Source organism: Cohnella yongneupensis (genome assembly GCF_042655785.1).
Taxonomy (GTDB): Bacteria; Bacillota; Bacilli; order Paenibacillales; family Paenibacillaceae; genus Cohnella; species Cohnella yongneupensis.
Genome location: NZ_JBHSNC010000031.1, coordinates 39,644 through 61,324, shown reverse-complemented (window position 1 = coordinate 61,324; position 21,681 = coordinate 39,644). Strand labels below are relative to the sequence as shown.

General features: G+C 54.1%; 22 protein-coding genes. 7 read left to right on the top strand and 15 right to left on the bottom strand.

The window, feature by feature from the left end; genetic code table 11:
- Nucleotides 1-3 precede the first annotated feature (3 nt).
- The 6 genes from ACFPQ4_RS10465 to ACFPQ4_RS10440 all read right to left on the bottom strand — a co-directional run bounded on the left by ACFPQ4_RS10465 (nucleotide 4) and on the right by ACFPQ4_RS10440 (nucleotide 9,666).
- Nucleotides 4-846, bottom strand: a complete 843-nt coding sequence (locus tag ACFPQ4_RS10465) for a carbohydrate ABC transporter permease (protein WP_378111789.1) — start codon at nucleotides 844-846, stop codon at nucleotides 4-6.
- The gene (locus ACFPQ4_RS10460) at nucleotides 843-1,727 is read right to left on the bottom strand and encodes a carbohydrate ABC transporter permease (RefSeq protein ID WP_378111787.1); all 885 of its coding nucleotides are present in this window, start codon (nucleotides 1,725-1,727) and stop codon (nucleotides 843-845) included. Before ACFPQ4_RS10460 ends, ACFPQ4_RS10465 begins: the two co-directional genes overlap by 4 nt.
- A 70-nt stretch (nucleotides 1,728-1,797) precedes the next feature.
- On the bottom strand, nucleotides 1,798-3,108 hold the full coding sequence (locus tag ACFPQ4_RS10455; RefSeq protein WP_378111786.1) for an ABC transporter substrate-binding protein: 1,311 nt from the start codon (nucleotides 3,106-3,108) through the stop codon (nucleotides 1,798-1,800).
- Between the two features lie 153 nt (nucleotides 3,109-3,261).
- Nucleotides 3,262-4,812, bottom strand: coding sequence for a response regulator (locus tag ACFPQ4_RS10450; protein WP_378111785.1), 1,551 nt, complete (start codon nucleotides 4,810-4,812; stop codon nucleotides 3,262-3,264).
- Nucleotides 4,809-6,593: a cache domain-containing sensor histidine kinase gene (locus ACFPQ4_RS10445; protein ID WP_378111784.1), complete on the bottom strand. Its 1,785-nt coding sequence runs from the start codon at nucleotides 6,591-6,593 to the stop codon at nucleotides 4,809-4,811. The genes ACFPQ4_RS10450 and ACFPQ4_RS10445 overlap by 4 nt, the downstream gene beginning before the upstream one ends.
- A gap of 166 nt (nucleotides 6,594-6,759) precedes the next feature.
- On the bottom strand, nucleotides 6,760-9,666 hold the full coding sequence (locus tag ACFPQ4_RS10440) for a response regulator (RefSeq protein WP_378111783.1): 2,907 nt from the start codon (nucleotides 9,664-9,666) through the stop codon (nucleotides 6,760-6,762).
- A gap of 129 nt (nucleotides 9,667-9,795) precedes the next feature.
- Here ACFPQ4_RS10440 and ACFPQ4_RS10435 point away from each other — a divergent pair, with 129 nt between their 5' ends.
- The 3 genes from ACFPQ4_RS10435 to ACFPQ4_RS10425 all read left to right on the top strand — a co-directional run bounded on the left by ACFPQ4_RS10435 (nucleotide 9,796) and on the right by ACFPQ4_RS10425 (nucleotide 11,725).
- Nucleotides 9,796-9,942, top strand: coding sequence for a hypothetical protein (locus tag ACFPQ4_RS10435; protein ID WP_378111782.1), 147 nt, complete (start codon nucleotides 9,796-9,798; stop codon nucleotides 9,940-9,942).
- 95 nt (nucleotides 9,943-10,037) lie between these two features.
- The gene (locus ACFPQ4_RS10430; RefSeq protein WP_465251453.1) at nucleotides 10,038-10,931 is read left to right on the top strand and encodes an ABC transporter ATP-binding protein; all 894 of its coding nucleotides are present in this window, start codon (nucleotides 10,038-10,040) and stop codon (nucleotides 10,929-10,931) included.
- A complete protein-coding gene (locus ACFPQ4_RS10425; RefSeq protein WP_378111781.1) occupies nucleotides 10,928-11,725 on the top strand; it encodes an ABC transporter permease in 798 nt (265 codons plus the stop codon). The genes ACFPQ4_RS10430 and ACFPQ4_RS10425 overlap by 4 nt, the downstream gene beginning before the upstream one ends.
- A 76-nt stretch (nucleotides 11,726-11,801) precedes the next feature.
- Here the strand turns inward: ACFPQ4_RS10425 and ACFPQ4_RS10420 are convergent, their stop codons facing one another.
- Complete coding sequence (locus ACFPQ4_RS10420) at nucleotides 11,802-12,602, bottom strand: TetR/AcrR family transcriptional regulator (protein WP_378111780.1); 801 nt, start codon at nucleotides 12,600-12,602, stop codon at nucleotides 11,802-11,804.
- A 262-nt stretch (nucleotides 12,603-12,864) separates the two neighbouring features.
- Here ACFPQ4_RS10420 and ACFPQ4_RS10415 point away from each other — a divergent pair, with 262 nt between their 5' ends.
- Entirely contained in the window at nucleotides 12,865-13,848 is a 984-nt protein-coding gene (locus ACFPQ4_RS10415) for a glycoside hydrolase family 43 protein (protein WP_378111779.1), read from the top strand.
- A gap of 241 nt (nucleotides 13,849-14,089) precedes the next feature.
- Here ACFPQ4_RS10415 and ACFPQ4_RS10410 read toward each other — a convergent pair whose 3' ends face one another.
- A complete protein-coding gene (locus ACFPQ4_RS10410; RefSeq protein ID WP_378111777.1) occupies nucleotides 14,090-14,587 on the bottom strand; it encodes a hypothetical protein in 498 nt (165 codons plus the stop codon).
- Between the two features lie 139 nt (nucleotides 14,588-14,726).
- Here ACFPQ4_RS10410 and ACFPQ4_RS10405 point away from each other — a divergent pair, with 139 nt between their 5' ends.
- Both ACFPQ4_RS10405 and ACFPQ4_RS10400 read left to right on the top strand, forming a co-directional pair.
- Nucleotides 14,727-15,596: a DMT family transporter gene (locus ACFPQ4_RS10405; RefSeq protein ID WP_378111776.1), complete on the top strand. Its 870-nt coding sequence runs from the start codon at nucleotides 14,727-14,729 to the stop codon at nucleotides 15,594-15,596.
- A gap of 135 nt (nucleotides 15,597-15,731) precedes the next feature.
- Nucleotides 15,732-16,121, top strand: a complete 390-nt coding sequence (locus ACFPQ4_RS10400) for a DUF559 domain-containing protein (protein WP_378111775.1) — start codon at nucleotides 15,732-15,734, stop codon at nucleotides 16,119-16,121.
- A gap of 438 nt (nucleotides 16,122-16,559) precedes the next feature.
- Here ACFPQ4_RS10400 and ACFPQ4_RS10395 read toward each other — a convergent pair whose 3' ends face one another.
- A complete protein-coding gene (locus ACFPQ4_RS10395) occupies nucleotides 16,560-17,489 on the bottom strand; it encodes an NADP-dependent oxidoreductase (RefSeq protein ID WP_378111774.1) in 930 nt (309 codons plus the stop codon).
- 193 nt (nucleotides 17,490-17,682) lie between these two features.
- On the opposite strand from ACFPQ4_RS10395, the gene ACFPQ4_RS10390 reads away from it, so the two are divergent.
- A complete protein-coding gene (locus tag ACFPQ4_RS10390; protein WP_378111773.1) occupies nucleotides 17,683-18,096 on the top strand; it encodes a MarR family winged helix-turn-helix transcriptional regulator in 414 nt (137 codons plus the stop codon).
- A gap of 48 nt (nucleotides 18,097-18,144) precedes the next feature.
- Here the strand turns inward: ACFPQ4_RS10390 and ACFPQ4_RS10385 are convergent, their stop codons facing one another.
- The 6 genes from ACFPQ4_RS10385 to ACFPQ4_RS10360 all read right to left on the bottom strand — a co-directional run bounded on the left by ACFPQ4_RS10385 (nucleotide 18,145) and on the right by ACFPQ4_RS10360 (nucleotide 21,643).
- On the bottom strand, nucleotides 18,145-18,549 hold the full coding sequence (locus ACFPQ4_RS10385; protein WP_378111772.1) for a VOC family protein: 405 nt from the start codon (nucleotides 18,547-18,549) through the stop codon (nucleotides 18,145-18,147).
- Nucleotides 18,550-18,650: 101 nt separating this feature from the next.
- Nucleotides 18,651-19,247, bottom strand: coding sequence for a Gmad2 immunoglobulin-like domain-containing protein (locus tag ACFPQ4_RS10380; protein WP_378111771.1), 597 nt, complete (start codon nucleotides 19,245-19,247; stop codon nucleotides 18,651-18,653).
- A 114-nt stretch (nucleotides 19,248-19,361) separates the two neighbouring features.
- On the bottom strand, nucleotides 19,362-19,589 hold the full coding sequence (locus ACFPQ4_RS10375) for a cold-inducible protein YdjO-related protein (protein ID WP_378111770.1): 228 nt from the start codon (nucleotides 19,587-19,589) through the stop codon (nucleotides 19,362-19,364).
- Between the two features lie 54 nt (nucleotides 19,590-19,643).
- Nucleotides 19,644-20,135 (bottom strand): hypothetical protein, encoded by a 492-nt coding sequence (locus ACFPQ4_RS10370; RefSeq protein ID WP_378111769.1) that lies wholly within the window; start codon nucleotides 20,133-20,135, stop codon nucleotides 19,644-19,646.
- A 176-nt stretch (nucleotides 20,136-20,311) separates the two neighbouring features.
- Nucleotides 20,312-20,863, bottom strand: a complete 552-nt coding sequence (locus ACFPQ4_RS10365) for a response regulator (protein ID WP_378111852.1) — start codon at nucleotides 20,861-20,863, stop codon at nucleotides 20,312-20,314.
- Nucleotides 20,864-20,902: 39 nt separating this feature from the next.
- A complete protein-coding gene (locus tag ACFPQ4_RS10360; protein WP_378111768.1) occupies nucleotides 20,903-21,643 on the bottom strand; it encodes a hypothetical protein in 741 nt (246 codons plus the stop codon).
- Between the last annotated feature and the right edge of the window lie 38 nt (nucleotides 21,644-21,681).

Sequence of the window (21,681 nt, the reverse complement as noted above, 5' to 3'; positions counted from 1 at the left end):
AACCTATCCTTTCACGGCGCCGTTCGTCAGTCCGCTGACGATATAACGCTGTACGAAAATGAATAGCAACGCCACCGGAAGCATGCTGACCGTGCCGAACGCCATCGTATTGTTCCATGAAGTGCTCTGGAAGCCGAGGAAATTGTAGATGCCGGCCGTAATCGGACGCATCGATTCTTTGCCGATGAACGTCATGCCGTAGATGAGGTCGCCCCATGCGAATAGGAACGAGAACACCATCGCGACGACGATGCCGGGAACCGCGATCGGAAGCATGATGCGGGTAAACGTGGAAAACGTGCCGCAGCCGTCGATTTTCGCCGACTCTTCCAGCTCCTTCGGCAGCGTGATGAAGTAAGTCCGCAGGATGACGACGGAGAACGGAATGCCTGCCGTCGCGTTGGCAAGAATCGTGCTCCAGTAATTCGGACCGATGAGTCCGAGGTGCTTGAATAGAATGAATAGCGGCGTCAGCAACAGCGATGCCGGGAGCATCTGCGTGACCAGAAACATCAGGACGATGACATGCCTGCCCGCGAAGCGGAACCGGGCTACCCCGTAAGCGGCCGGAATCGCTAGCACCGTCGAGATCGCGAGCGCGCCGAGAGCGATGTACAAGCTATTGCGGAAGCCCTCGAGAATGTCGAAGGACGAGCCCGATAACTGATCGGTGTACGACTCCAAGTGAATGACGCTCGGGAACCAAGTTTGCGGCGTCTGAAAAATTTCCGCCTCGGATTTAAAGGAAGTTACGATTAGCCAATAAAGCGGGAACAAGAACGCAGCCACGATTACAAGACTGACGAGGGGCAACGCCCAAGGCGCTTGCCGGCGCAATGTGCTCATGACCGTTCCTCCTTGCTAAGCAACCGCATATAGACAAGACCGACGACGAGCAGCACGACGAACATGACGTTGGCCGCGGCCGCGCCTTGACTGTACTTAAACAAGTCGAACGATAGCTTGTAGGCGTAAGTGGACATCATCTGCGTCGCGTTGACCGGACCTCCGTGCGTGACGATAAGCACGAGATCAAATACTTTGAACGTATAAATAAAGCCGAGTACGAGCAACGACATAATGGCGGGTTTCAAAAGCGGGAGCGTAATCCGGAAAAACCGCTGCGTCGCCCGAGCGCCGTCGATTGCCGCGCTCTCGTAAATATCTCTCGGAATAGTCGTCAGTGCCGTCGTCAGCAAAATCATGTTGAACGGGATGCCGACCCACGTATTGGCGAGCACGATCGTGAACATCGCGGTCCCCGAGTTGACCAGCCACTCGATCGGACTGTCGATAAAATGCAGCCGGAGCAGCGTGTCGTTAATGATGCCTCCCGAGCTGAACATGAACTTGAACATCATCGCCGTAATCGTCGCCGGCAGCAGCCAGCTGATCATGACGATACCCCGGAAGCGTCTCGCCATGCGGAATTTGAGGTTGAACAGCATCGCGAAAGCGAGCCCGATAACGAATTGAAGCGCAAGGCAGGCGACCGTGAATACGAGCGTATTGTAGAGCGCCGTCTTGATCGTCCCTTCGCGGAACAATTCTTTATAATTGTCCAAGCCGACGAAAGGCTGGCCGCCCTTGGACAAATTCATGACGTTAACGTCGAATAGACTTAATCGGATGTTGTCGACGATCGGATAGCCGACGAATAGAAGCATGAATGCGAGCGCCGGCAGCACGAACGCATACCCGGCCCATCGTTCCTTCACTTTAGTCATGATGCCACCACCTTAATAAAAATGGAGTACATGGAATCAACACATGTACTCCCTTCTTTGCCTCGATTATTTACTTGTTTGCCATGATCGCGTCGATCTTCGTTTGCGCTTCGGCGGCGGCTTGTTCAGGAGCCACGCCTAACGTCAACGACTTGCTGAGCGCTTCGGAAATCGCGTTCGAAATTTCCGGCCATTTCGGATGCGGACCGCGAGGCTGCGCGTTCGCCATGTTTTCCGCGAACACTTTAAGCTGCGGGTTGTTCGACCAATAAGCATCGCTAGCGACGTCTTTACGAGCCGGGAAGTAACCGAAATCTTGCGCGAATTTCTTGTTCACGTCCGGGGAGGCGACGTACTTGATGAATTCGACCGCTTCCTTCACGTTGTCGCCAGCGACGACGCCCAGGTTCTCGCCGCCGAGCACGGAAGCGAACTGTTTATCCTTAGGTACGAACGCCAGTCCGAACTTCAGGTCTGGTGCCGTTTTCGCGAGCTCAGGCAATTGCCATGGCCCATTGACCATCATCGCCAGCTTGCCTGCCGCGAATTGCTTCATCACGTCGGACTGCGTCCAGTTGATGACTTCCTTGCTCATGGAGCCGTCTTTGATCAGATCGGCCAAGATGCCGTAAGCTTTTGCTCCATCGCCAGCGACTTTATCGAAATTAGCACCGGTCGAGAGAAGCCAAGGCAAGAATTGGAACGTGCCTTCTTCGTTTTGCGGAGCGCTGATGCCGAGTCCCTTGACGCCGTCTTTGGTCAGCTTCTTCGCGACGTCGCGAAGCTCATCCCAAGTTTGCGGAGGCGTTACGCCTGCATCGGCAAGCATCTTCTCGTTGTAGTAGAGCGCAAGGTTGTTGCTGCCGAGCGGGATGCCGTATTGCTTGCCGTCGTAAGAAGCGGATTTCCACGGCCCTTCGAAAAATTGATCTTTGTCCGTCCAGTCCGCGATCTGATCCGTAATGTCCGCGAACAATCCCATCGCGGCGTAAGCGGCATGATCGGGGTTATCGATGATAACGATGTCCGGCAAGTCCGCGGCGGCCAAGCCTACCGACAAACGTTTTTTGAAGTCCGCGAACGGAATGTACACCGGCTCGACTTCGATATTCGGGTTTTTCGCGGTAAAGCCGTCCGTTAGGCCCTTGATGATGTCGAATTGCGATTTGCCCTCGAAGTAGAACCAGAGCGTCAGCTTCTTCTTCTCTTGCGCGGCATCGCCGCTCGCTGCCGTCGTCTCGCTCGGCGATGCGGCAGGCGATGCGACGCTGTCGCTTGCGTTGCTCGCTTTGTTGCCGTTATCGTTGTTCGACCCGCATCCGGCCAGCGCCAGCATCGCGACCAACAGGACTGCCAACACCCATAAACTCGTTCGTTTCACTGTGGTGCCCCCTTGAGGTTTGTTTAGTACGACTTCAGTTTATTGGAATGTAAGCGTTTCAGAAATTTGAAATAGCTAATAAAGGTGGACATATCTAAGCTTGGTTTGCGACGCGCGGACGATAAGCGTTATGCGGTGCCGCTAACGTCCTCGCTACCCTGTCACGTTCAGCTTCTGGTATTCGGCGGGCGTAAGCCCGGTCATCTCCTTGAATACGCGTGAGAAATATTTGGGATCGGGATAGCCGACCATTCGTGCGATCTCGAACATCCGCAGCTCGGGGTTGCGAAGCAGCGTCTTTGCTTTGCGGATGCGGTAATCTTTGACGTACGCCGAGAAATTGCTTTTCACTTCCTTGGTGAACAACCCGCTCAAATACTCTGGCGTAATGTGCAACAGCGACGCGATTTCCTCCAAAGTAATGCCGTCTTGGTACCTATCGTGGATAAGTCGTACCGTTTTTTGCACAATGAGGCTATAGGGCGCGGACAGGGACGCTTGTCCGATGTCGGCGATTTGATTCGAGATAACGGAGAACGCTTCGGCAAGCTCGGCGCGCGTCTGCGTCGCCATGATCGGATTCAGCCATACTTGCTGGTAGTGGAAAACCCACTCTTCGCCATACAGCTCCCCGATCGTCTGCAAGACGGACGTGACGAGCCGTACCGATACGTCGATCGTATGCCGAGGCTCGAACCGGCCCGTAAAGCAGGTTCGCAGCCAATCTTCGAATAACCGCTTCGCTTCCGCCGGCTTGCGTTCGGTAATCGCGATCTTCAGCTTGCTTTCCAGCGTATGCGGAAAAGGCAACGGCTCGCACGCATGGGCTTTGACCGCCGCTTCCGTCAGTACTAGCTTGGATCCGTCGATGACGATAAACCAGCTGCGCAACGCCCGAAGCGCGTCGAAGCCTTCCTTCAGTCCGGAAAGATCCGCGACGTCCGAGCAGCTGATGACCGCCTCGCGCCAGACGAATCTCGCCGCAGGAAGTAACTCTCGCTGCGCGTAACCCGCAAAATCCGCTCCCGAATCCGCCAGCTGCACGATCGCCACGAGCGTCTGCTCCTGCGGCACGGCGAAGACGACATATCGTCCGACGCGGCTTAGCCACTCCCCAAGGCGCTTTTGCATGACGGCGGCATTCGCCTCGTAGCCGTCGCCCAAATAAACGCACGCCAAATGCAGCGGAGCGGACTCAAACAAAGAAGCCGCCTGCTCCGCAAGCGTCGGCAACAGCGCGGGATCGATAGCGTCCTGCTGCGCTACGAGTCGCGATAGCAGGTGCTCCAGCCGCGCGGACGCGTCGCCTCCGGGAATGCCGGCGATCTGCTGCAAGGCCAGATCCTGCTTCGCCTTTTCTAATGTCGCCCTCAGGTCTCCCGCGGTGATCGGTTTCTCCAAAAACTCGAACACGCCTAGCTGCAACGCTTTTTTCGCGTATTCGTACTCCGAGAAGCCCGTCAGGATAACCGTCTTATGGCGGTGTCCTTTCGACTTCAGCGCTTCCAGCATTTCGATTCCGCTCAGCTGCGGCATCTTGATGTCCGCGAATACGAGATCCGGCCGCGTCCGCTCGATGAGCCGCATGCCGTCTTCCCCGTTGTCCGCCTCTCCGACGACTTCGTAAGATTCCGAAAGCTTGCGGATTAAGTTGATGATGCCGATTCTCGTGTTATCTTCGTCCTCGATGACGACGATTCTCATGATGCCAGCTCCCCTTCGCGAATCATTGGCACGATAATGCGTACGGTCGTTCCTTGTCCCGGCCGGCTATGAATATGGCATGAGGCGGCGTCCCCGTAATACATCCGAAGTCGGTCTATGACGTTGCGGATGCCGATGCCCGTACCGCCTCCGGCACCTCCGTCCGCGACGCTTCCGGCTTGTAGTCCGGCCAGCTTAGCCTCGTCCATGCCGTTGCCGTTGTCTTCGATCGTAATCTCGATCGCGCGTTCGTGCTCCGTCAGCATCCTTATGCCGATGTGCAGCCTGCCCCCTTGCTTCACGCCGGAGAAGCCGTGGATGATCGCGTTCTCGATGAACGGCTGCAAGATTAGCTTAGGCATAACGCAATCGAGCGCTTGTTCGTCCTTGTCCACCGTGCAGACGAACGAGGAACGGAACCGGTGCAATTGCAAGAACACGTACCGGTCCATCCACTCCAGCTCCTCCCGCACGCTCACCGGCTTGTTGCTGTCCTTGATGCTATATCTGAGAATTTGCGCAAGCCCTTTCAGCATTTCGCTGATCTGGTGCTCGTCTTTTTCGATCGCGAGCCAGTTGATGGAATCTAGCGAATTGTATAGAAAATGCGGATTGATCTGCGCTTCGAGCGCGCGGATTTCGGCTTCTTTGCGTTTCTCGCCCGTATCCTTAACTTCCGCCATCAGGTCGTTCACCGTAGTCATCATTTTATTGAAATTGAACGCGATCGCCGATATTTCGTCCTTGGACGCATGTTCGACTTGCACCGTCAGCGCGCCCTGGCTGGCGATTCGCATCGCCTTGACGACTTTGCGAATCGACGCGGACAGCTTGCCGGAGAAGTAATAGATTAAAATAGCCGCCAATACGAGCGCGGCGATTCCGACGATGATCGTGAGCCGGCGCATCGTGTACATTTCGCTGAACAGCTCGTTCTGATCGATCAAGTTATAGATCGTCATCCCGCTGCGCGGGTTCACGAACGTATTGCTGATCGTCGTTCCGGAGCGGATATCGGCGACGTTCTTGCCGATGCTGCTCTTGTCGGGAGATGAAATGATCAATCCGTTCGCGTCCGTAAGGAAGTTACGGTTATCGATTCGTGCCGCGATTCCGTCTTCGGGCTCGTTCAGATTGATTGCCTTCGCCAGCACCGACTCGTAGACGGTAATAACGACGACGCCGATTCCGTCCAGGCTGGCCGCGTTCAAGTCCGTCAGCTTTCTCGCCAAGTGGAAACCGTACTGTTCGCTCTCCCTGAGCGAGTCGATTTTCTCCGGGACGGTAATGATGCTTCCGGAAGGATGAGCGTCGGCCATCTTGTATAGCGGAAGACCGGTTAAATTCGGAGTACCCGACCAGAGATTGTCGTACGGCGACCCCGTCTGTTGATCGTAGCAGACGAGCGCGCCGCTCTTCGTGAAAATCGCGACGCTGCGGATCCCGTATTTGGCATAGGAGTAGGAGGATAACATATTGATCAGCTTTCGTTTGCTTAGCTCGACGTCTTCGCCCGGCACGTTAACTTCTTTCACTAGCCTGATCACGTCGTCGTTCGTAATGATTTGGAACAATAGATCGTCGTAGGCGAGCAGGGAAGTATCCAGGTTTTTGGACGTCTGAAGCAGATTGGCATGCACGAGCACGTCGATCTTGCGTTTCATCGCGTCCGAGGACACGTAATACGACACCATCTGCACGACAAGCACCGGCAACAGACTGACGAGCATGAACGATACGATAAGCTTATTGCGATAACTGAAGCGCCATTTTGCCCGCATCCGGCGTACCTCCCGTGCTGCGCGATTGCCCTCGTTGCCTTGATGGTGTCCCGCGCGCCTTTTTCTGTTCCTCATCGTAGAGGATAGCGACTGGAAATGTAAAGGCTTTAACGCAAAATAAAAAACAGCCTCCGAGTCACGATTAATGACTCGGAGGCTGCGCTTGCTAGCTAAGCCCGATCGGTTGTTCCGCGAAAGAACGGTGTTCCGATAGCGCCTCGTTCGTCGCGCGGATCGTCGCTTCGAGTTCATTGTCCGCTTGCGAGAGAAGCTCGCTAAGTCTCTCCGGAGTTCCGCACTGCGCGGCGGCTTGCACTTCCGCCATCGTCGCCGCCAAAGCAATCGCGCCGATATTGGAAGCTAAGCGTTTGAGCGAATGAGCGTGCAAGACCGCGCTATCGTAGTCTCCAGTGGCAATCGCTTCGCGAACGTTCGAGACATCTCGCGCGTGAACGTCCACGAACATTTTCAGGATCCGTACGTACAATTGCCCGTTGCCTCCCAACCGCTTCAACGCGCCTTCCCGATCCAGCCTCCCGCTACCCTGTTCGGGTTGAACGCTCAACGACCGGATTGCGGTCGTATCCGGCGTTGCCGTCTTCCGGACGAATCGTTGAAGCATATTGTACAACTCGATCGGATCGAAAGGCTTCGTAATATAGGCGTTCATTCCTACCGCGAGCACTTGCTCTTCAACGCCCTTCATCGCGTCCGCCGTCATCGCGATAATCGGTACTTCTTTCCCTTCTTCCAGCTGTCGTATGCACCTCGTCGCTTCGTATCCGTCCATGACCGGCATTTGCAAATCCATCAATATCGCGTCGTAACGCGATCGGCTCGCGAGCGAGACCGCCTCGCTCCCATCGCGCGCGACATCGACGCGGGCGACGACTTCCCTGAGCAGCTCTTGGGCGACGATCTGATTAATTTCGTTATCTTCGACAAGAAGCACTACGGCTTCCTTAAGCGCGGTATATTGCAGCGGGCGGTTCGCTGAATCGCTTGGCGCGCTCGGCTTGTACGCGGGTTGCAACGCGACCAGCTCGACGATTTCGTTATAGAGCTGCGATTGGCTGATCGGATACAGAACAGCCTTGGCGATATGGGGCGATTGCGTTGCCGCCTGCAATTCCGTCTCGTGATACGCGCTAATGACCATGACGATGGGCTGTCCGGGAGATTTGAACTTACCGATTTTGTGGGCGAATCGCAGGGGATCGTCGCCCTGCAGCTTCCAATCCAACAACACGATCACGTAAGGACCCGTTCGTTCCAGCATGTCCATGGCGTCGGCCGCATCGGCAGCGACGTTCACGCTGCACTTGAGTTGTTCCAGCTGCCGGCGGAGCACCCATTGCATTTCGAAATCCGCGCACACGAACAGCACGCGCACGACCCGCGTATCCTGCTCGTATTCATGCGAAGCTTCGGACTTGCCGACTGGCGTCATAGGTACCGAGATCGTAAAAGTGCTTCCTCTGCCCAATTCGCTTTCGACGCCGATCGTTCCGCCCATCATCTCGACGAATTTTTGGCTGATCACGAGTCCAAGTCCCGTTCCCCCGTATTTACGCGTCGTTGTCATATCCGCCTGCGTGAATTCATGGAATAACCGATCTATCTGATCCGCCGACATTCCGATCCCCGTATCGCGTATGGAGAATGTGATGCTCGCCTGCGATTGCCGTTGCGATTCAAGGCCGACGGAAATCGCCAATTCACCCTCGGAGGTGAACTTCACCGCGTTATTCATTACGTTAAGCAGCACTTGCTGTAACCGGATAGGGTCGCCTACGAGCATCTGCGGTACTTCGTGATGAATGGAGAAGCGGAATTTCAACCCCTTCTCGTAAGCCTTGAAGCTTACGAGATTCGATAGATTATGCAGCACTTCGTAAAGATCGAACTCAATTTGCTCCAGTTGAACTTTCCCCGCTTCGATCTTCGAGAAGTCGAGCACGTCGTTAACGATCGCCAGCAGGCTCTTTGCAGCCGTAATCGACTTATCCGCGTAGTCTCGTTGCCTTTCGTCCAAATTAGTATGTTGTAAAATATAGTTAAGCCCGATGATCGCGTTAATCGGAGTACGAATCTCATGGCTCATTTGAGCGAGAAACCGGCTCTTTGCCATATTCGACTCGTCGGCTTCCTTGCGCTTCTTGACATCGGAAATGTCTACTCCAGTACCGACGACGTCCGATACGGTTCCGTCTTGCAAGACGGGATGAAGCGTAACGAGAAGCGTCATGTCCAAAAGCTGCATTTCGTAGGAGAACTGTTCGCCTTGCCAGGCGCGCTCGTAATGCTCGGTGAGCAATTTCTTATAATTTTCGCTGAATAGAGTAACTTCCTCGAGAGACTTGCCGATGAAGTCGGAAGGCTCTGCGCCCATCCGCTTTAGAAATTGCCCTTCGATTAGCGTGTAATAAAATTTGCCCTGTCTCTTCTGAAAGCGGAACGTATATCCCGGTTGCATCCTCAGCAGGTAGATCATTTCTTGCTCTGCTTGATCGATCAACTTCTTGCTGTCATGGTTCTTGATCAGATAGTACAACAGCCCCGCGATAAGCACGGAGTAGCCTGCCTGATACATAATGTAGTTTTTTGCCAAGTCGATGGGGATTTGTCCGGCAAGCCACAAGCCGAAATAGTAGTAGTTCAAGAGGAATAGCGTGCCTGCGACCCACTTCGCCGAGAAACGCTTGATCCGCGAGAAAATAATTCCCGTACCCAGTGCCGCCGTAACGCCGATCGCCATCTGAACCGCGTCAAGAGAGCCTTCCTTAAACCACCGTGCGACATAGACGACGAATAGCTCGAATAGCGCTCCGACCGGTCCGCCAAAAAACGCGGCCAGTATCAAGGCGGGACCTCGCATATTTAGATGCGTATGAGCATTGACATTAATACTAAAGAATAACAAGATAACGCCCAGCATGCCGAACGTCGCGCCGGCACTCAGCCTGAACATAAGCGAGCGAGGAGATTGCTGATATTTCCTAATGAACCACGACGAGACGAGGAATAGGTACACGCTCAATATCGCGAAGTTGAGCATTAGTTCTTTGAGCAAGACCATCACCGCCTTCAGCAGCCTTTTCTTACTAATTTACAGCATAACGGGATAATCTGGATAGCACATTTTGTCGAAAACTAGTAAAAAAGAACGTAAAAAGAGGGTGCTGAGGATGCTTAATCGCCATTGCCGATCGCCAAGGAAGCCGCGAAGCTATGGCAGGAATCGGAGCCCGGCGCCGAATACGAGGTCGTCCTAGGCGCGGGTCGCTGCGCGAACGCGGACATGCCCGTTGCGTTCAACGACGTTGCGGCGAAATTCATCAGCCGATAAGCGCGTGCGGAAAATTTCCTCTCTATGGTAGTAGTCAAATAACTGTATATGATATATACTGTTTATATAATATACAATTAGGAGGACTACCGACTATGCTGAAAAACTTAGCGATCGAAACGGTTGGTTTACGCAAACGTTACGGCTCCAATACCGTGCTTGACGGCATCGATCTCGCCGTGCCGGCCGGCACCGTATTCGCGTTGCTTGGGCCGAACGGCGCCGGCAAGACGACGCTCATTCACATTCTCTCGACATTAACGGCCGCGGATGAGGGTACGGTTCAAGTAAATGGATATAATCTTGCTGCTGATCCGAACGGCGTCAGAAGCTCGATCAGCCTTACCGGTCAATTCGCTGCCGTGGACGGATCGCTTACGGGCAAAGAAAACTTGCGCATGCTTTGCAGGCTATGCGGGTTGACCGCAGCGCAATCGCGCGCCCGCGCGGACGAATTGCTGGCGGCATTCGACCTGACGGCCTCGGCGAACAAATACGTCAGGACGTATTCGGGGGGCATGCAGAGACGGCTGGATCTAGCCCTCAGCCTCGTCACGCCGCGGCCGGTGCTGTTCTTGGACGAACCGACGACGGGTCTCGACGCCGTGAGCAGACGCGCCCTTTGGTCGATTATCGAGCAGCTTCGCCTGCAAGGCATCACGATCTTATTAACGACGCAATACTTGGAGGAAGCGGATGAGCTCGCCGATCAGATCGCCGTACTGGCGGATGGCCGGATCGTTGCGACCGGCACGGCCGAAGCGCTTAAGTCTCGCGTCGGCGGCGAAGTTATCGAGCTTCGCGACGAGAGCGACGACGTTCTTCATGCAATCGCGACGGACGGGACGATCGTCGACGTCAACCGCGCTTTGCATGAGGCGTTGACGATGCGCGGCATGCCGGCTAACGCGAAAGTAAGCATTCGCAAGCCGAGCATGGAAGACGTATTCCTCGCGCTGACGAACAAAGCAACGGAGGTGGCTGTATGAACGCACCGTCGGCTACTTCGCAGCCCGTTCAAAAATTCGCGTCGTTCGGCGTCACCAACGCCGTCTTCATTGTCCGCAGCTTAAGGCTAAGCCTTCGCAATACGGAAGCGCTCATCATGGCGATCGTGCTTCCGGTCATGCTCATGCTTCTTTTCACCTACGTCATGGGCGGCGCGATCGACCCTAGCGGCAACTTTGTCGATTACGTCGTGCCGGGAATTATTCTGCTATGCGCGGGCTTCGGCTCCTCGAGCACCGCGGTCGACGTAGCGCAAGACATGTCGAACGGCATTATCGACCGGTTCCGTACGATGCCGATCAGCAGCATTAGCGTAGTGATGGGGCACGTTGTCGCCGGCGTAGCCCGTAACTTGCTGGCTACGGGCGTCGTCATTAGCGTCGCGTTTGCGGTCGGCTTCCGCCCCACGGCCTCCGCTTGGGAATGGCTTGGCGCGATCGGCGTCGTCGCGTTGTTCATCTTGGCGTTCACCTGGCTGTTCGCCGCGATCGGACTCGTGACTAGCAGCCCAGCCGCTGCTAGCGCCTACGGCTTCGCTCTGCTATTCCTTCCCTACTTGTCGAGCGCTTTCGTACCGACGTCCACGATGCCGAGCTGGCTGCAAGGGGTCGCGAACCATCAGCCGATTACGCCGATCATCGAGACGATAAGAGGACTGCTCACCGGAAACGCGCAACAGAACGCTTGGGTTGCCATAGGCTGGTGCTTGGCCATCCTATCCGTCGCCGTCGCATGGAGCCTGTTTGCCTTCCGCCGCAAAACCGGCCGCCGTTAATCGGCGAGTATGGCTATAAGCCCAAAAAAAGTCCGCGCATCGCTGCATACTCGCAGCCTGCGCGGACTTTTGCGTCTTAACCGATTTTGCCCTTGCTCTCCAAGTAGACGGCTATTCCGTCCAATATTCGCTCCAAGCCGAAGTCGAAATCGTTGCCGATCGGATTGTCTTGCTCGCGTTCTCCCGTATAGACGCCCGAAGCGATCACCGGATACAGATCCGGATAACGTTCCGGCGTGACAAGCTGCCTGAGCGCCGGACCGAAGCTCATTCCGCTGAAGCTTTCCGCCGATGCGCCGGCTTCAATCGCCCGCATCATATCCCGATGGATGATGCCGCAAGACCGCGCGTAGGAGCTGATCAGGAGCAGAAACGACATTTTCTCGAAGTCGTTAATCGGAAAATCCCGCATCGAGCGCATCACCCAATCGATATATCGAAGCGTGTTCGGCGCGATCGGAATGCCGCTAATCGGAATGTCGCCGTACCAGGGGTGCTGCTCGAACACTTCGATGCACGCCCGCACGTACCCTCGCATATCCTCGCGCCAATTTCCGTCGGTACGCTCCGGGGGAATATTCCTGTCGCATACCGCGTCTTGCATCAGAAGGAGAAGCTCTTCTTTGCTTGTCACGTATCTATATAGGGACATCGTCGTAAAGCCGAGCGAGCTTGCGACCCGGTTCATCGATACGGCGGCTAGCCCGTCCCGGTCCGCGAGCTCGATGGCTGCTTCAACAATCTTCGCGATGCTTAGCTCGCCCTTCGGTCCCCTCCGCGATTGCTTGACGATTCCCCAGCTCAGCTTCGCGCCGTTCGGCAAACGATTCAGCGCTTCTTCATCTAATAAGTTGTCGTCGTTATGCAAATCCGTCATAGCGTTCTCCCTCGAAGCCGGCATTCTTTCTCGCACGATTGCCGCAATAAGTGTATATGTAATAAACAGTATATCATAACGAACGGCGGGATAACCCGGCTAAGATTTGCGCATAAACGCCGTCTCGGTCGCGTTTGCAAAACATCTAAACATTATAGGTATTATTCCTAACTTTATTGGGGTTCCTTAAAGTAGCTTGTTTGATAAAATAGTGGGGCAATGCATGGCACTTCGTAAGGGCACTTACTAAGGAGGAATAAAGTTGGCAGACGCGACCAAACGCAACGAACCGATAGTTAAGCACATCTATACCGCGGATCCATCCGCTCACGTATTTGAAGGTAAAATTTATATTTACCCTTCCCACGACCTCGATCACGAGCAAGTTTCGAACGATAACGGCGACCAATACGATATGGAAGATTACCACGTCCTTTCCATGGAAGACGAAGGCGCGCCTTGCGTCGACCACGGCGAAGCGCTTCACTTGCGCGATATTCCTTGGGCGAGCCAGCAACTGTGGGCTCCGGACGCCGCTTACAAGAACAACACGTACTATTTGTTTTTCCCTGCCAGGGACAAAGACGGCATTTTCCGCATCGGCGTCGCCACTAGCGCTTCCCCTGCCGGACCGTTCGATCCGCAGCCTGATTACATTCCGGGCAGCTTCAGCATCGATCCGGCCGTGTTCGTCGACGACGACGGCAGATCGTACATGTACTTCGGCGGGCTGTGGGGCGGACAATTGGAAAAATGGCAAACCGGCACGTTCAATCCCGACGCTAAAGGACCTTCCGGCAACGAGCCGTCGTTAGGACCAAGAGTCGCCGAGTTGAACGACGATATGCTAACGTTCAAGGAAACTCCGTTCGAAATCTCTATCGTGGACGGCAACGGCGATCCGATTCCGGCAGGCGACGAAGAGCGCAGATACTTCGAAGGCCCTTGGGTTCACAAGTACAACGGCTATTACTATTTGTCGTACTCCACCGGTTCGACGCACAAGCTCGTGTACGCGATCAGCAAAAACCCGCAAGGCCCGTACGTATACCAAGGTACGATTTTGACCCCGGTCATCGGATGGACGACTCACCACTCTATCGTTCAATTCAAGGACAAGTGGTATTTGTTCTATCATGACAGCTCGTTATCCGGAGGCGCGGACAACAAGCGCTCCGTGAAATATACGGAGCTTAAGTATAACGAGGACGGCACCATTCAGACGATCGATCCTTACAACAACTAAAAATTTTGAAGCAAACAAGCCCCCGCCGCTAAACCGGCGGGGGCTTGTTTAATGGGCGAAACGTTATTAGCCGCTCCCTACTCGTCCAGCGCGTCCCAATCGACCTCAAGCGGCTTGATCTCTACTTTGTTAGCTTCCGATTAGAACGCCTTAGTCCATTCGGGCTGCGCCGGCAGCTTATCGGAAGGCTCTTTCATTTCCAAATAAGTGCCGTAATCCTCTTCGACTTTATGAAGACCGTTCAACTTTCCGCCAATAACGCGAATCCGAAGTCGAGCCAATAATAAATCGCGATTCGTTCCCCTTGATCGGCCATCCGCTCGATAAACATCAACTCGTCTCCGGGAATAGACAGCAAATTGCCGGCGTAGTTTTTGGCTTGCTCGTCGAAATGGGTCGTTTTGTTGACCGCGATTATGATTTCGTTCCGCCGATCCCCGTCAACGTCCGCGACTTCTATTTTCCACGGCTTCAAATCTTTAAAATCGTTCTCGTAAACTCGCTGCCGGCGTCCGTCTTGCTCTACCCGTTCTACGACTAACCGGTCTCCGTACGCATCCATTCCCTTCTCGTTCACCAACGCATAACGAAGACCGTCCGCTTCATATTCGTCGACGGTAACCGGTTCGTTCCGCGTTTGCGCAAAGAAGTCACCGTAACCGTACGCATATGCCGTAATCCCTATCGTTAGCCCGCCGTACAGCATGACTCGATTGAAGCGCCAGCTTATCTTGATCATCCCAACACCTTTTCCGCCGACCGAATTCACGTCTCTCAAATAAAAAAACCAGCGACATTACCGTCGTTGGTAAAGCGGCTTCATGGAGTATAATGAGTGCATGACATAATGACAGGCTATGACACCTAGGAGATCCTTCATGAACAAACCCGCAATCCTTCAACTGACGACGGCGATGGCGATTTTCGGCTCCGTCGGCTTTTTCTCGCAGCACTCCGGACTGCCGGCGATCGAGCTTGTCTTCGTCCGTTGCGTCTGCGCCGTACTATTCCTATTCTCCGCTTGGATCGTAACGGGGAGCTTCAAGAAAGAGCGATGGCGAGCCAAAGAGACGATGCTGATCGCGGCGTGCGGGGTTACGAACTTATTGAATTGGGTGTTTCTATTCCAATCGTTCAGAATGATTTCCGTGACGATCGCGATCTCGCTGTATCATCTTGCGCCTATCATCGTGTTGATCGCCGGCAGCTTTTTGTTTCGGGATAAATTAAGCTTCGCTTCGATCGCGGGCATTACGGGATGCTTCGTCGGAACGATACTCATTATGGGAACGGACGGGTTTCGCACGGCTTCGCCGGACTGGGAGGGCATGCTGTACGGCGTTATCGCCGCCTTCTTCTATGCCGCGACAATGCTGTTAGGCAAAAGCATCCGGCATGCTAGCGTATACGCGACGACGCTGTTGCAGATGGTGATCGGGGCTTTGCTGTTACTGCCTTTCGTTCATTTCGGGGCTTACGCAAGCTTGAACTCGGAACAATGGACATACGCCATCGTCACCGGCATTCTCCATACCGGAATCGTGTACCTGCTGTTCTTCCACAGCATTCGGCACTTGCCGTCGACCGCCGTCTCGCTGCTCGTGTTCGTAGATCCGGCGGTCGCCATCCTTCTCGATATCGTCGTTACGGGGTTCCTTCCGAACGGACTGCAGCTAGCGGGAATCGTATTGCTGTTCGGAAGCTTGTTCGCGGCTTTGGCTACTCCGGTGCTCAGGAAGAAGGGGTGACGGAGCGATAATTGATAGAACCATCTCGCCAGTCAGCGTTATTCGGGCTATAATAACGTCATCGAGACGAAGAACGTCCCGCTCCTGTTTCTTATGGGAGACGGGGCGTTCTATTTTTATGGGGGATTCGGAAAAATGTCATTCGATCAAGCGCACGAAGCATTCATTCAGTCTCATCTGAAGCAGCGTACGGGAGAACGGAGAGGTCGCTTGGAACGCGGACATAGGGATGCGGAGAAATTGTTTTGCGGTAACGTATGGTGGCCGCTGATCGGGCATTACGAAAACTTGCATCCGGAGTACGAAGTGCTCGATTGGCGCGGCTTATCTTATTTTTGCGATTTCGCTTGGCTGACGCCTTCTGTAAAACTGATCATCGAAATTAAGGGCTTCGGACCGCACGTGCGCGACATGGACAGGCAAAAGTATTGCAACGAATTGAACAGAGAAACTTTCTTGACCGCAATGGGATTCCAAGTTGTTTCGTTCGCGTACGATGATGTAGCCCATCGGCCGGAGCTCTGAACCACTTTGTTACGCATGGTGATCAGCCGATATCAGACGCAACTCGCGCATACCGGTCCTGTAACGATGTCGCTCACGGAAAAAGAACTCATTCGCCTTGCCTGCCAGCTAGCCCGACCTCTTCGTCCGATCGATGTAACCTCTCGATTACATGTCAATCATCGTACTGCCGTGCGGGCGCTGCAATCTCTTTGCGCGAAGGGATTATTATCACCGGTTACCGGATCCTCGGGCATAAATGTCGTGAGATACGAGCTCCAGCCCCCTGCCATTAAATACTTGTGAGCAAAAGCTTGCAAAAGTGCATTTATTTTCGCCGCTACCAAAAGCCTGTACTTTTGCATGCTTTGCACGGTTATGCGGTCAGACGATTGTCGCTCGGTGAACACGTTTGGCGATTACGTCTAGCGATTGTGGCTTGGCGATTACGAATCCGAGTTACAACTCGGAAACCTGAAGAACGATTCTCCCTCGGCCGTGCCCGCTCTCACTCAGTCGATGCGCCTGCTGGACTTCGCCGAGAGGAAACACGCGCTGAACGAACGGTTTGACATGGCCCTCGCCGATCAGCTTGGCGATGTCGGCCAAGTCTTGGCTGGTCGCGAGACCCGAAGGGTACACGCGAATGCCGAGCTCTAGTCCTTTGTCTATCGGTGGTTGTCCGGCGATGGTGATGAGGGCTCCGCCTCGTTTAATAACGGACCAAGATCGCTCCAACGTCTCGCCACCGATCGTGTCCAGCACGAAGTCGACGTCTGATGCCGCTTGCTCGAACGGCGTCCGCGTATAATCGATCGCCTCGTCCACGCCGATTGACCGAATGAAATCGAGGTTGCCGGGTCCGGACGTACCGATAACGCGAGCACCTTTCCATTTGGCGAATTGAACCGCGAATAAACCCACTCCCCCCGCCGCGCCATGAATGAGCACGCTATCGCCTGCCTTGACTCCCGCGTTCTCGATCGCCTTCCAAGCGGTCGTCGCGCCGCCGGACAACGACGCCGCTCCTTCAAAGCTAAGCGACGCAGGCTTAAGCGCGATGGATTCGACGGGAGCCGTCGTATATTCCGCATACGTTCCGCCCGCGCTTCTGCCGAAAACCTCTTGTCCTTTGCGGAAAGCGGTAACTCCGGGACCGGTCGCTTCTACGACACCGGCTAACGCGGTTCCCGGTATAACCGGGAATTGGACGGGAAAGCGGAACAACCCTTTGCGGATTTTCCAATCGACGGGCAACACGCCGGCGGCGACGATGCGGATGAGCACCTCTCCGTTTTGCGGAACCGGTCGCGGCATTTGAATCTCACGCATGACTTCCGGTCCGCCGAACTGATCGTATTGGATCGCTTGCATCAGTGGTACATCCATCTCTCTAACGCCTCCTTTTCATTCGGCTTCTTGTCGGTTAGAATAACTTGTAACCACTCATACTGAGTATACACAATAAATGTTCAGATAGTGAGTATACACAACATAATTTCGACCGTCAAGAAAGGACTCGACCCTCCTTATGAAAGATAATGTTTCTTCTCCCTCTTCGATTCCGATGACTGGACACGTCATGGAAAAACTATTTAGCACGTCCCATCGGCTGCACCTGCAATTCGAGACGCTTCTTGCCGCCTATGATTTGCCGGACTCCATTACAGGGCCCAGGTTGCGTTTCCTTGTGACCGTCGAAGCCGCAGGCCAAATCCGAATGGGCGATATGGCGGTCAAATGCGGCATCGCTCCGCGCACCGTCACGCAATTCGTCGACGCGCTCGAGCAAGCCGATCTGCTCGTACGGCTACCCGATCCGGACGACCGCCGAGCGACGCTGCTTGAGCTAACTGAAACCGCGAAGCCTTTGATCTCCAAAGCGAGAAAAGCGATGCAGGAGTCGGCGGAGAAGGTGCTTGCTCCGCTAACCCCGGAGAAGCTCACCGAGCTGTTCGAAATATTGAATAGGCTGACCGAGCCGCGCCAATCCTAGCCATCCGCAAACAAAAAACACGCCGAACCGGCGTATTTAGTTTTCTATTTAGGATGGGTGCGGAAGATTAAGCTGCCACGAAACGCCGAACTTATCGGCAATCCAACCGAATTTACGGCTGAAGCCATAATCGCCGAGCGCCATCATGACGCCTCCTCCTGCGGATAGCTGCTCGTAAAGACGCGTGAGCTCTTCCTCCGTTTCGCAATCGATGAACAAAGAGAACGAGGGAGTAAACGTAAACGCATGCTTGATGTTGCTGTCGATGCACATATACTCCTGCCCTTTTAAAGTGAAGGTCGCCCGCATAACGCTCCCTTCCGCGCCCGGTCCATTCGCCCCGTAACGAGTTATGCTCGTAATCTCCGAACCCTCGATCAAAGACGTGTACAGCTTCATCGCTTCTTCCGCGTTGTTTTCCTGGAACATAAGGAACGGCGTAACCTTGTGCATGGCGATTGCTCCTCTTCATTGATTTTCTTGAAAGCTTGTACCCTGATTATATACGAAAAGCAGCCTTGAAGGCTGCTTTTCCGACCTATAGCGGCCACAGTTTAAGGTGCGAACGTCTCCAGCGGCACGCTCAAAATGTTAATTTTGGTGCCGTCCTTCGCGCTGTATTCGAACAATTCGAGCATTAACGTGCCGTTGCTGGGGATATGCTTAGCTGGTATGACGATATTGAGCTGGAACGGCGACCAAGCTGGCGCGCCCTCGTCCAGCTGTACGTTCTGCTCCAGCAAATAGTTATGCCCATCCTCGACCGCGTAACTCATGACGGCTTCGAATACTCGGCCTTCGCCAGTTACGGTGTAATGACCGCCTTGCCCGCTTACTTTGATGTTGCGATAAGCATTGTTCTGAACCGACGAGCCGTCGCCGCGAATTTCCACCTTCTTGAGCGCCGCGCTCCACTCTACCGATGCCCCGAGCAAATCGCCGACTGCCCGAAGCGGAACATAGGTGCTTCCTTTGTAATTCAGAATAGGCAACTGCGCATTCGCATACTTCAAACCGTTCACTTCGATCGGATAATCCGCTTCCGTCAACGTATACGTCTTTTTCTTCACCGTCGCGGCCATCGTAGGCATGGCCAACATGAGCGCGCACCCCGCAAGCAGTCCGATCGTGAAACCTTTGATATTGTTCACGCTGCTTCACCTCTCCGGCATTAAGCCATAATGGGCTCACTAACATTGTATGCACTTGGGAAAATAACAAACCACGCCGGGACGGCGTGGTTTGGTTGTAGTTGGAGAGTGGCCTTACTGCAGCCATGTATCCGCGGCGTCCTTGTTTTTCTTCGCGGATTTGTGCTTCTTGATCAATTTCGGCAAGTGCTTGATCCCGCGAACCATGGCGCCTTTACACATCGGACATTCCGGAGTAGATGATTCCGCGAGCTCCTCCCGGATCCATACCTTGCACTCTTGATCTCGGCAGCGCCAGATCGGAACCGGCGTCATCTCGGGTTTGGCGACTTCCGACTGCATGCGTGATCCACCTCCGCTGAAGTAAGATTCCCGCATCAGGCCGCTTCCATTCGTTCACTGCTCGTCTTCCGTAAACCGGAAGTCTGATAAGCTGAACTTACCATCCATATACCTCACATTCGCGTACAGGTTTCCGAAAAACACCGGAGAGACGAAGTTAGCGCACGTGTATCCAACTCCGAAATTCGCTATCATTGTCCCGTTCTCCGTAGAAAACCTGACGATGTTACCTAATACCAAGTTTTCGTTGATCGACCCGAATTCGCTTAACGAATAATCAGGCAAGCTTACGGGGTAAACTTCCGAACCGACCGTTAGTTCGCCGCTCGCTTTATCGCCGTCGGGTATTACTTTAAACTGGACTGCCTGATCGACTTGGTCTAAATAATCGGTTTCTTTTAATTCATTATCTCGGTAAGGAGCCTCCTCCTTACCGATTTCAAGCATATGCAGCTGCTCGACGGAATATCCCGTACCCGAACCTACGTACAGGACGATCGATAATTCGTCTTTCCCGTCGCCATCGTAATCATGGACTTTCATCACTGGCGGGATTTGCCTCGGCGTCATATAGACCCAGTCGAAGGCTTGCACATTGTCAGAATAATAATCGCGATACGCCCGGCTTTCGATCTACTTGCACGAACCACGCTTGATCCCTCTCTCCGCTGCGTTCATAACTTATCATTTGACGATTGGAGTCGAGTAAAGTTGCAATCGCTCTAGAGCATCACGGTCATAATAATCCCATCGACATTGTTGCCCGAAATCTCGTAGCGATGATCCTTCGGCACCCGAATCGTCGTCTTACTGTTAATAGGAACATAAGCAATCTTGTAACGTTTGCCGTCCATCACGTAGCGAAAATGCCAAGGCTCGTACTGAATGCCCGTTATCGCGGTTTTGTCCTTCGGATAGCGCAAAATAAAGCCGTATTTCGAGGCGTGCTTTTTCAACCACTTTCCCTCGGGAGCCTTGGTCATGTAATCGTCGGCTCCGATAACGAGTCCCGTGATTTTATCGAGATCCGAAGCTTTGGCGCTTACGAAAATGATCGGCATCCGGTGCTGCTCCCGAATTTGTCGGGTCACTTCAAGGCCATCAAGCTTAGGCATCATAATGTCCAAAATAGCCAAATCGATCTGCTGGGTCTGAATGGCCCGGAGCGCCTCGGCCCCGTCTGCCGCAACAATCGGATAGTAACCTTCCTTCTCCAAGTGCATCGCTATCAGATCCGCGATTTCCGCTTCGTCGTCCGCGATCAAGATGTTCATACGTTTCATGCTAATCCAACTCCCGTAACCTGTTCGACTCTATTCGTCCGCAAGCAGCGACTTGATCTCTTCGTTCCCGACCGCCCCGAAATTAAACGCCAAAGACTTCCGCGCGAACACGAATCGGTATGAAGTCCCATCCGTCAAATGAATCCTGAAAAACTTCACGTCCTCGTTGCCGCCTAATGCAAGCGTGGCAGGGTCAACGTAATCGAGCATTAGCACCTGATTTACGAATGCCTCGGCTTTCGCAGGATCGACTTCCCGTATGAAGCTTCCATCCTCCGTGCTCTCTTCGGTGATGGAACCGACTTTGCCGGCGATATCGAGCACGTCTTGGACGTTCTTCGCGTTCGGATTGTCGTTCGATTGATAGATTCGCCCGCCCGCGATCAGTCGAAAATAGGGTTTGTATCCCTTCATCTCGTAGATGATCGTTCCGATCGGCAGGAAAGCGGCGTCTCCGTTCGCCGGCTGGTGCCCGGGACAAGCTTGAGTTTGCATCGTGAAGCCCACCTCGCCGACCGGAGCGCCGGTAAGCGCGTCTACATCGACTTTATCGCCGTCCATCGGTTCGCTATAGAACATGATGTCGTTGAATTTCAGAAAATCGATATAGTCGATTATGACGCCGGACATGCAATCGTACGATACTGTACTGCTTGCCGCGACCGTGGAAGCCGTGGGTCCCGCGGATGCCTGTTGTTCCTTGGCCCCGCACCCGACTAGAACTATCCCTATTATGGCCGCCATGCCGATTAGCCCGACCCGCTTATTCATGACAATCACCTCGTCTTGTTAGACGCGGCGCGGAACCG

What these genes read in the sequence shown, in the direction of transcription:
- ACFPQ4_RS10465 (WP_378111789.1), bottom strand. Translation starts at nt 846, where the DNA reads ATGAGCACATTGCGCCGGCAAGCGCCTTGGGCGTTGCCCCTCGTCAGT.
- ACFPQ4_RS10460 (WP_378111787.1), bottom strand. Translation starts at nt 1,727, where the DNA reads ATGACTAAAGTGAAGGAACGATGGGCCGGGTATGCGTTCGTGCTGCCG.
- ACFPQ4_RS10450 (WP_378111785.1), bottom strand. Translation starts at nt 4,812, where the DNA reads ATGAGAATCGTCGTCATCGAGGACGAAGATAACACGAGAATCGGCATC.
- ACFPQ4_RS10445 (WP_378111784.1), bottom strand. Translation starts at nt 6,593, where the DNA reads ATGCGGGCAAAATGGCGCTTCAGTTATCGCAATAAGCTTATCGTATCG.
- ACFPQ4_RS10430 (WP_465251453.1), top strand. Translation starts at nt 10,038, where the DNA reads ATGCTGAAAAACTTAGCGATCGAAACGGTTGGTTTACGCAAACGTTAC.
- ACFPQ4_RS10425 (WP_378111781.1), top strand. Translation starts at nt 10,928, where the DNA reads ATGAACGCACCGTCGGCTACTTCGCAGCCCGTTCAAAAATTCGCGTCG.
- ACFPQ4_RS10420 (WP_378111780.1), bottom strand. Translation starts at nt 12,602, where the DNA reads ATGACGGATTTGCATAACGACGACAACTTATTAGATGAAGAAGCGCTG.
- ACFPQ4_RS10410 (WP_378111777.1), bottom strand. Translation starts at nt 14,587, where the DNA reads ATGATCAAGATAAGCTGGCGCTTCAATCGAGTCATGCTGTACGGCGGG.
- ACFPQ4_RS10405 (WP_378111776.1), top strand. Translation starts at nt 14,727, where the DNA reads ATGAACAAACCCGCAATCCTTCAACTGACGACGGCGATGGCGATTTTC.
- ACFPQ4_RS10400 (WP_378111775.1), top strand. Translation starts at nt 15,732, where the DNA reads ATGTCATTCGATCAAGCGCACGAAGCATTCATTCAGTCTCATCTGAAG.
- ACFPQ4_RS10395 (WP_378111774.1), bottom strand. Translation starts at nt 17,489, where the DNA reads ATGGATGTACCACTGATGCAAGCGATCCAATACGATCAGTTCGGCGGA.
- ACFPQ4_RS10390 (WP_378111773.1), top strand. Translation starts at nt 17,683, where the DNA reads ATGGAAAAACTATTTAGCACGTCCCATCGGCTGCACCTGCAATTCGAG.
- ACFPQ4_RS10385 (WP_378111772.1), bottom strand. Translation starts at nt 18,549, where the DNA reads ATGCACAAGGTTACGCCGTTCCTTATGTTCCAGGAAAACAACGCGGAA.
- ACFPQ4_RS10375 (WP_378111770.1), bottom strand. Translation starts at nt 19,589, where the DNA reads ATGCAGTCGGAAGTCGCCAAACCCGAGATGACGCCGGTTCCGATCTGG.
- ACFPQ4_RS10365 (WP_378111852.1), bottom strand. Translation starts at nt 20,863, where the DNA reads ATGAACATCTTGATCGCGGACGACGAAGCGGAAATCGCGGATCTGATA.
- ACFPQ4_RS10360 (WP_378111768.1), bottom strand. Translation starts at nt 21,643, where the DNA reads ATGAATAAGCGGGTCGGGCTAATCGGCATGGCGGCCATAATAGGGATA.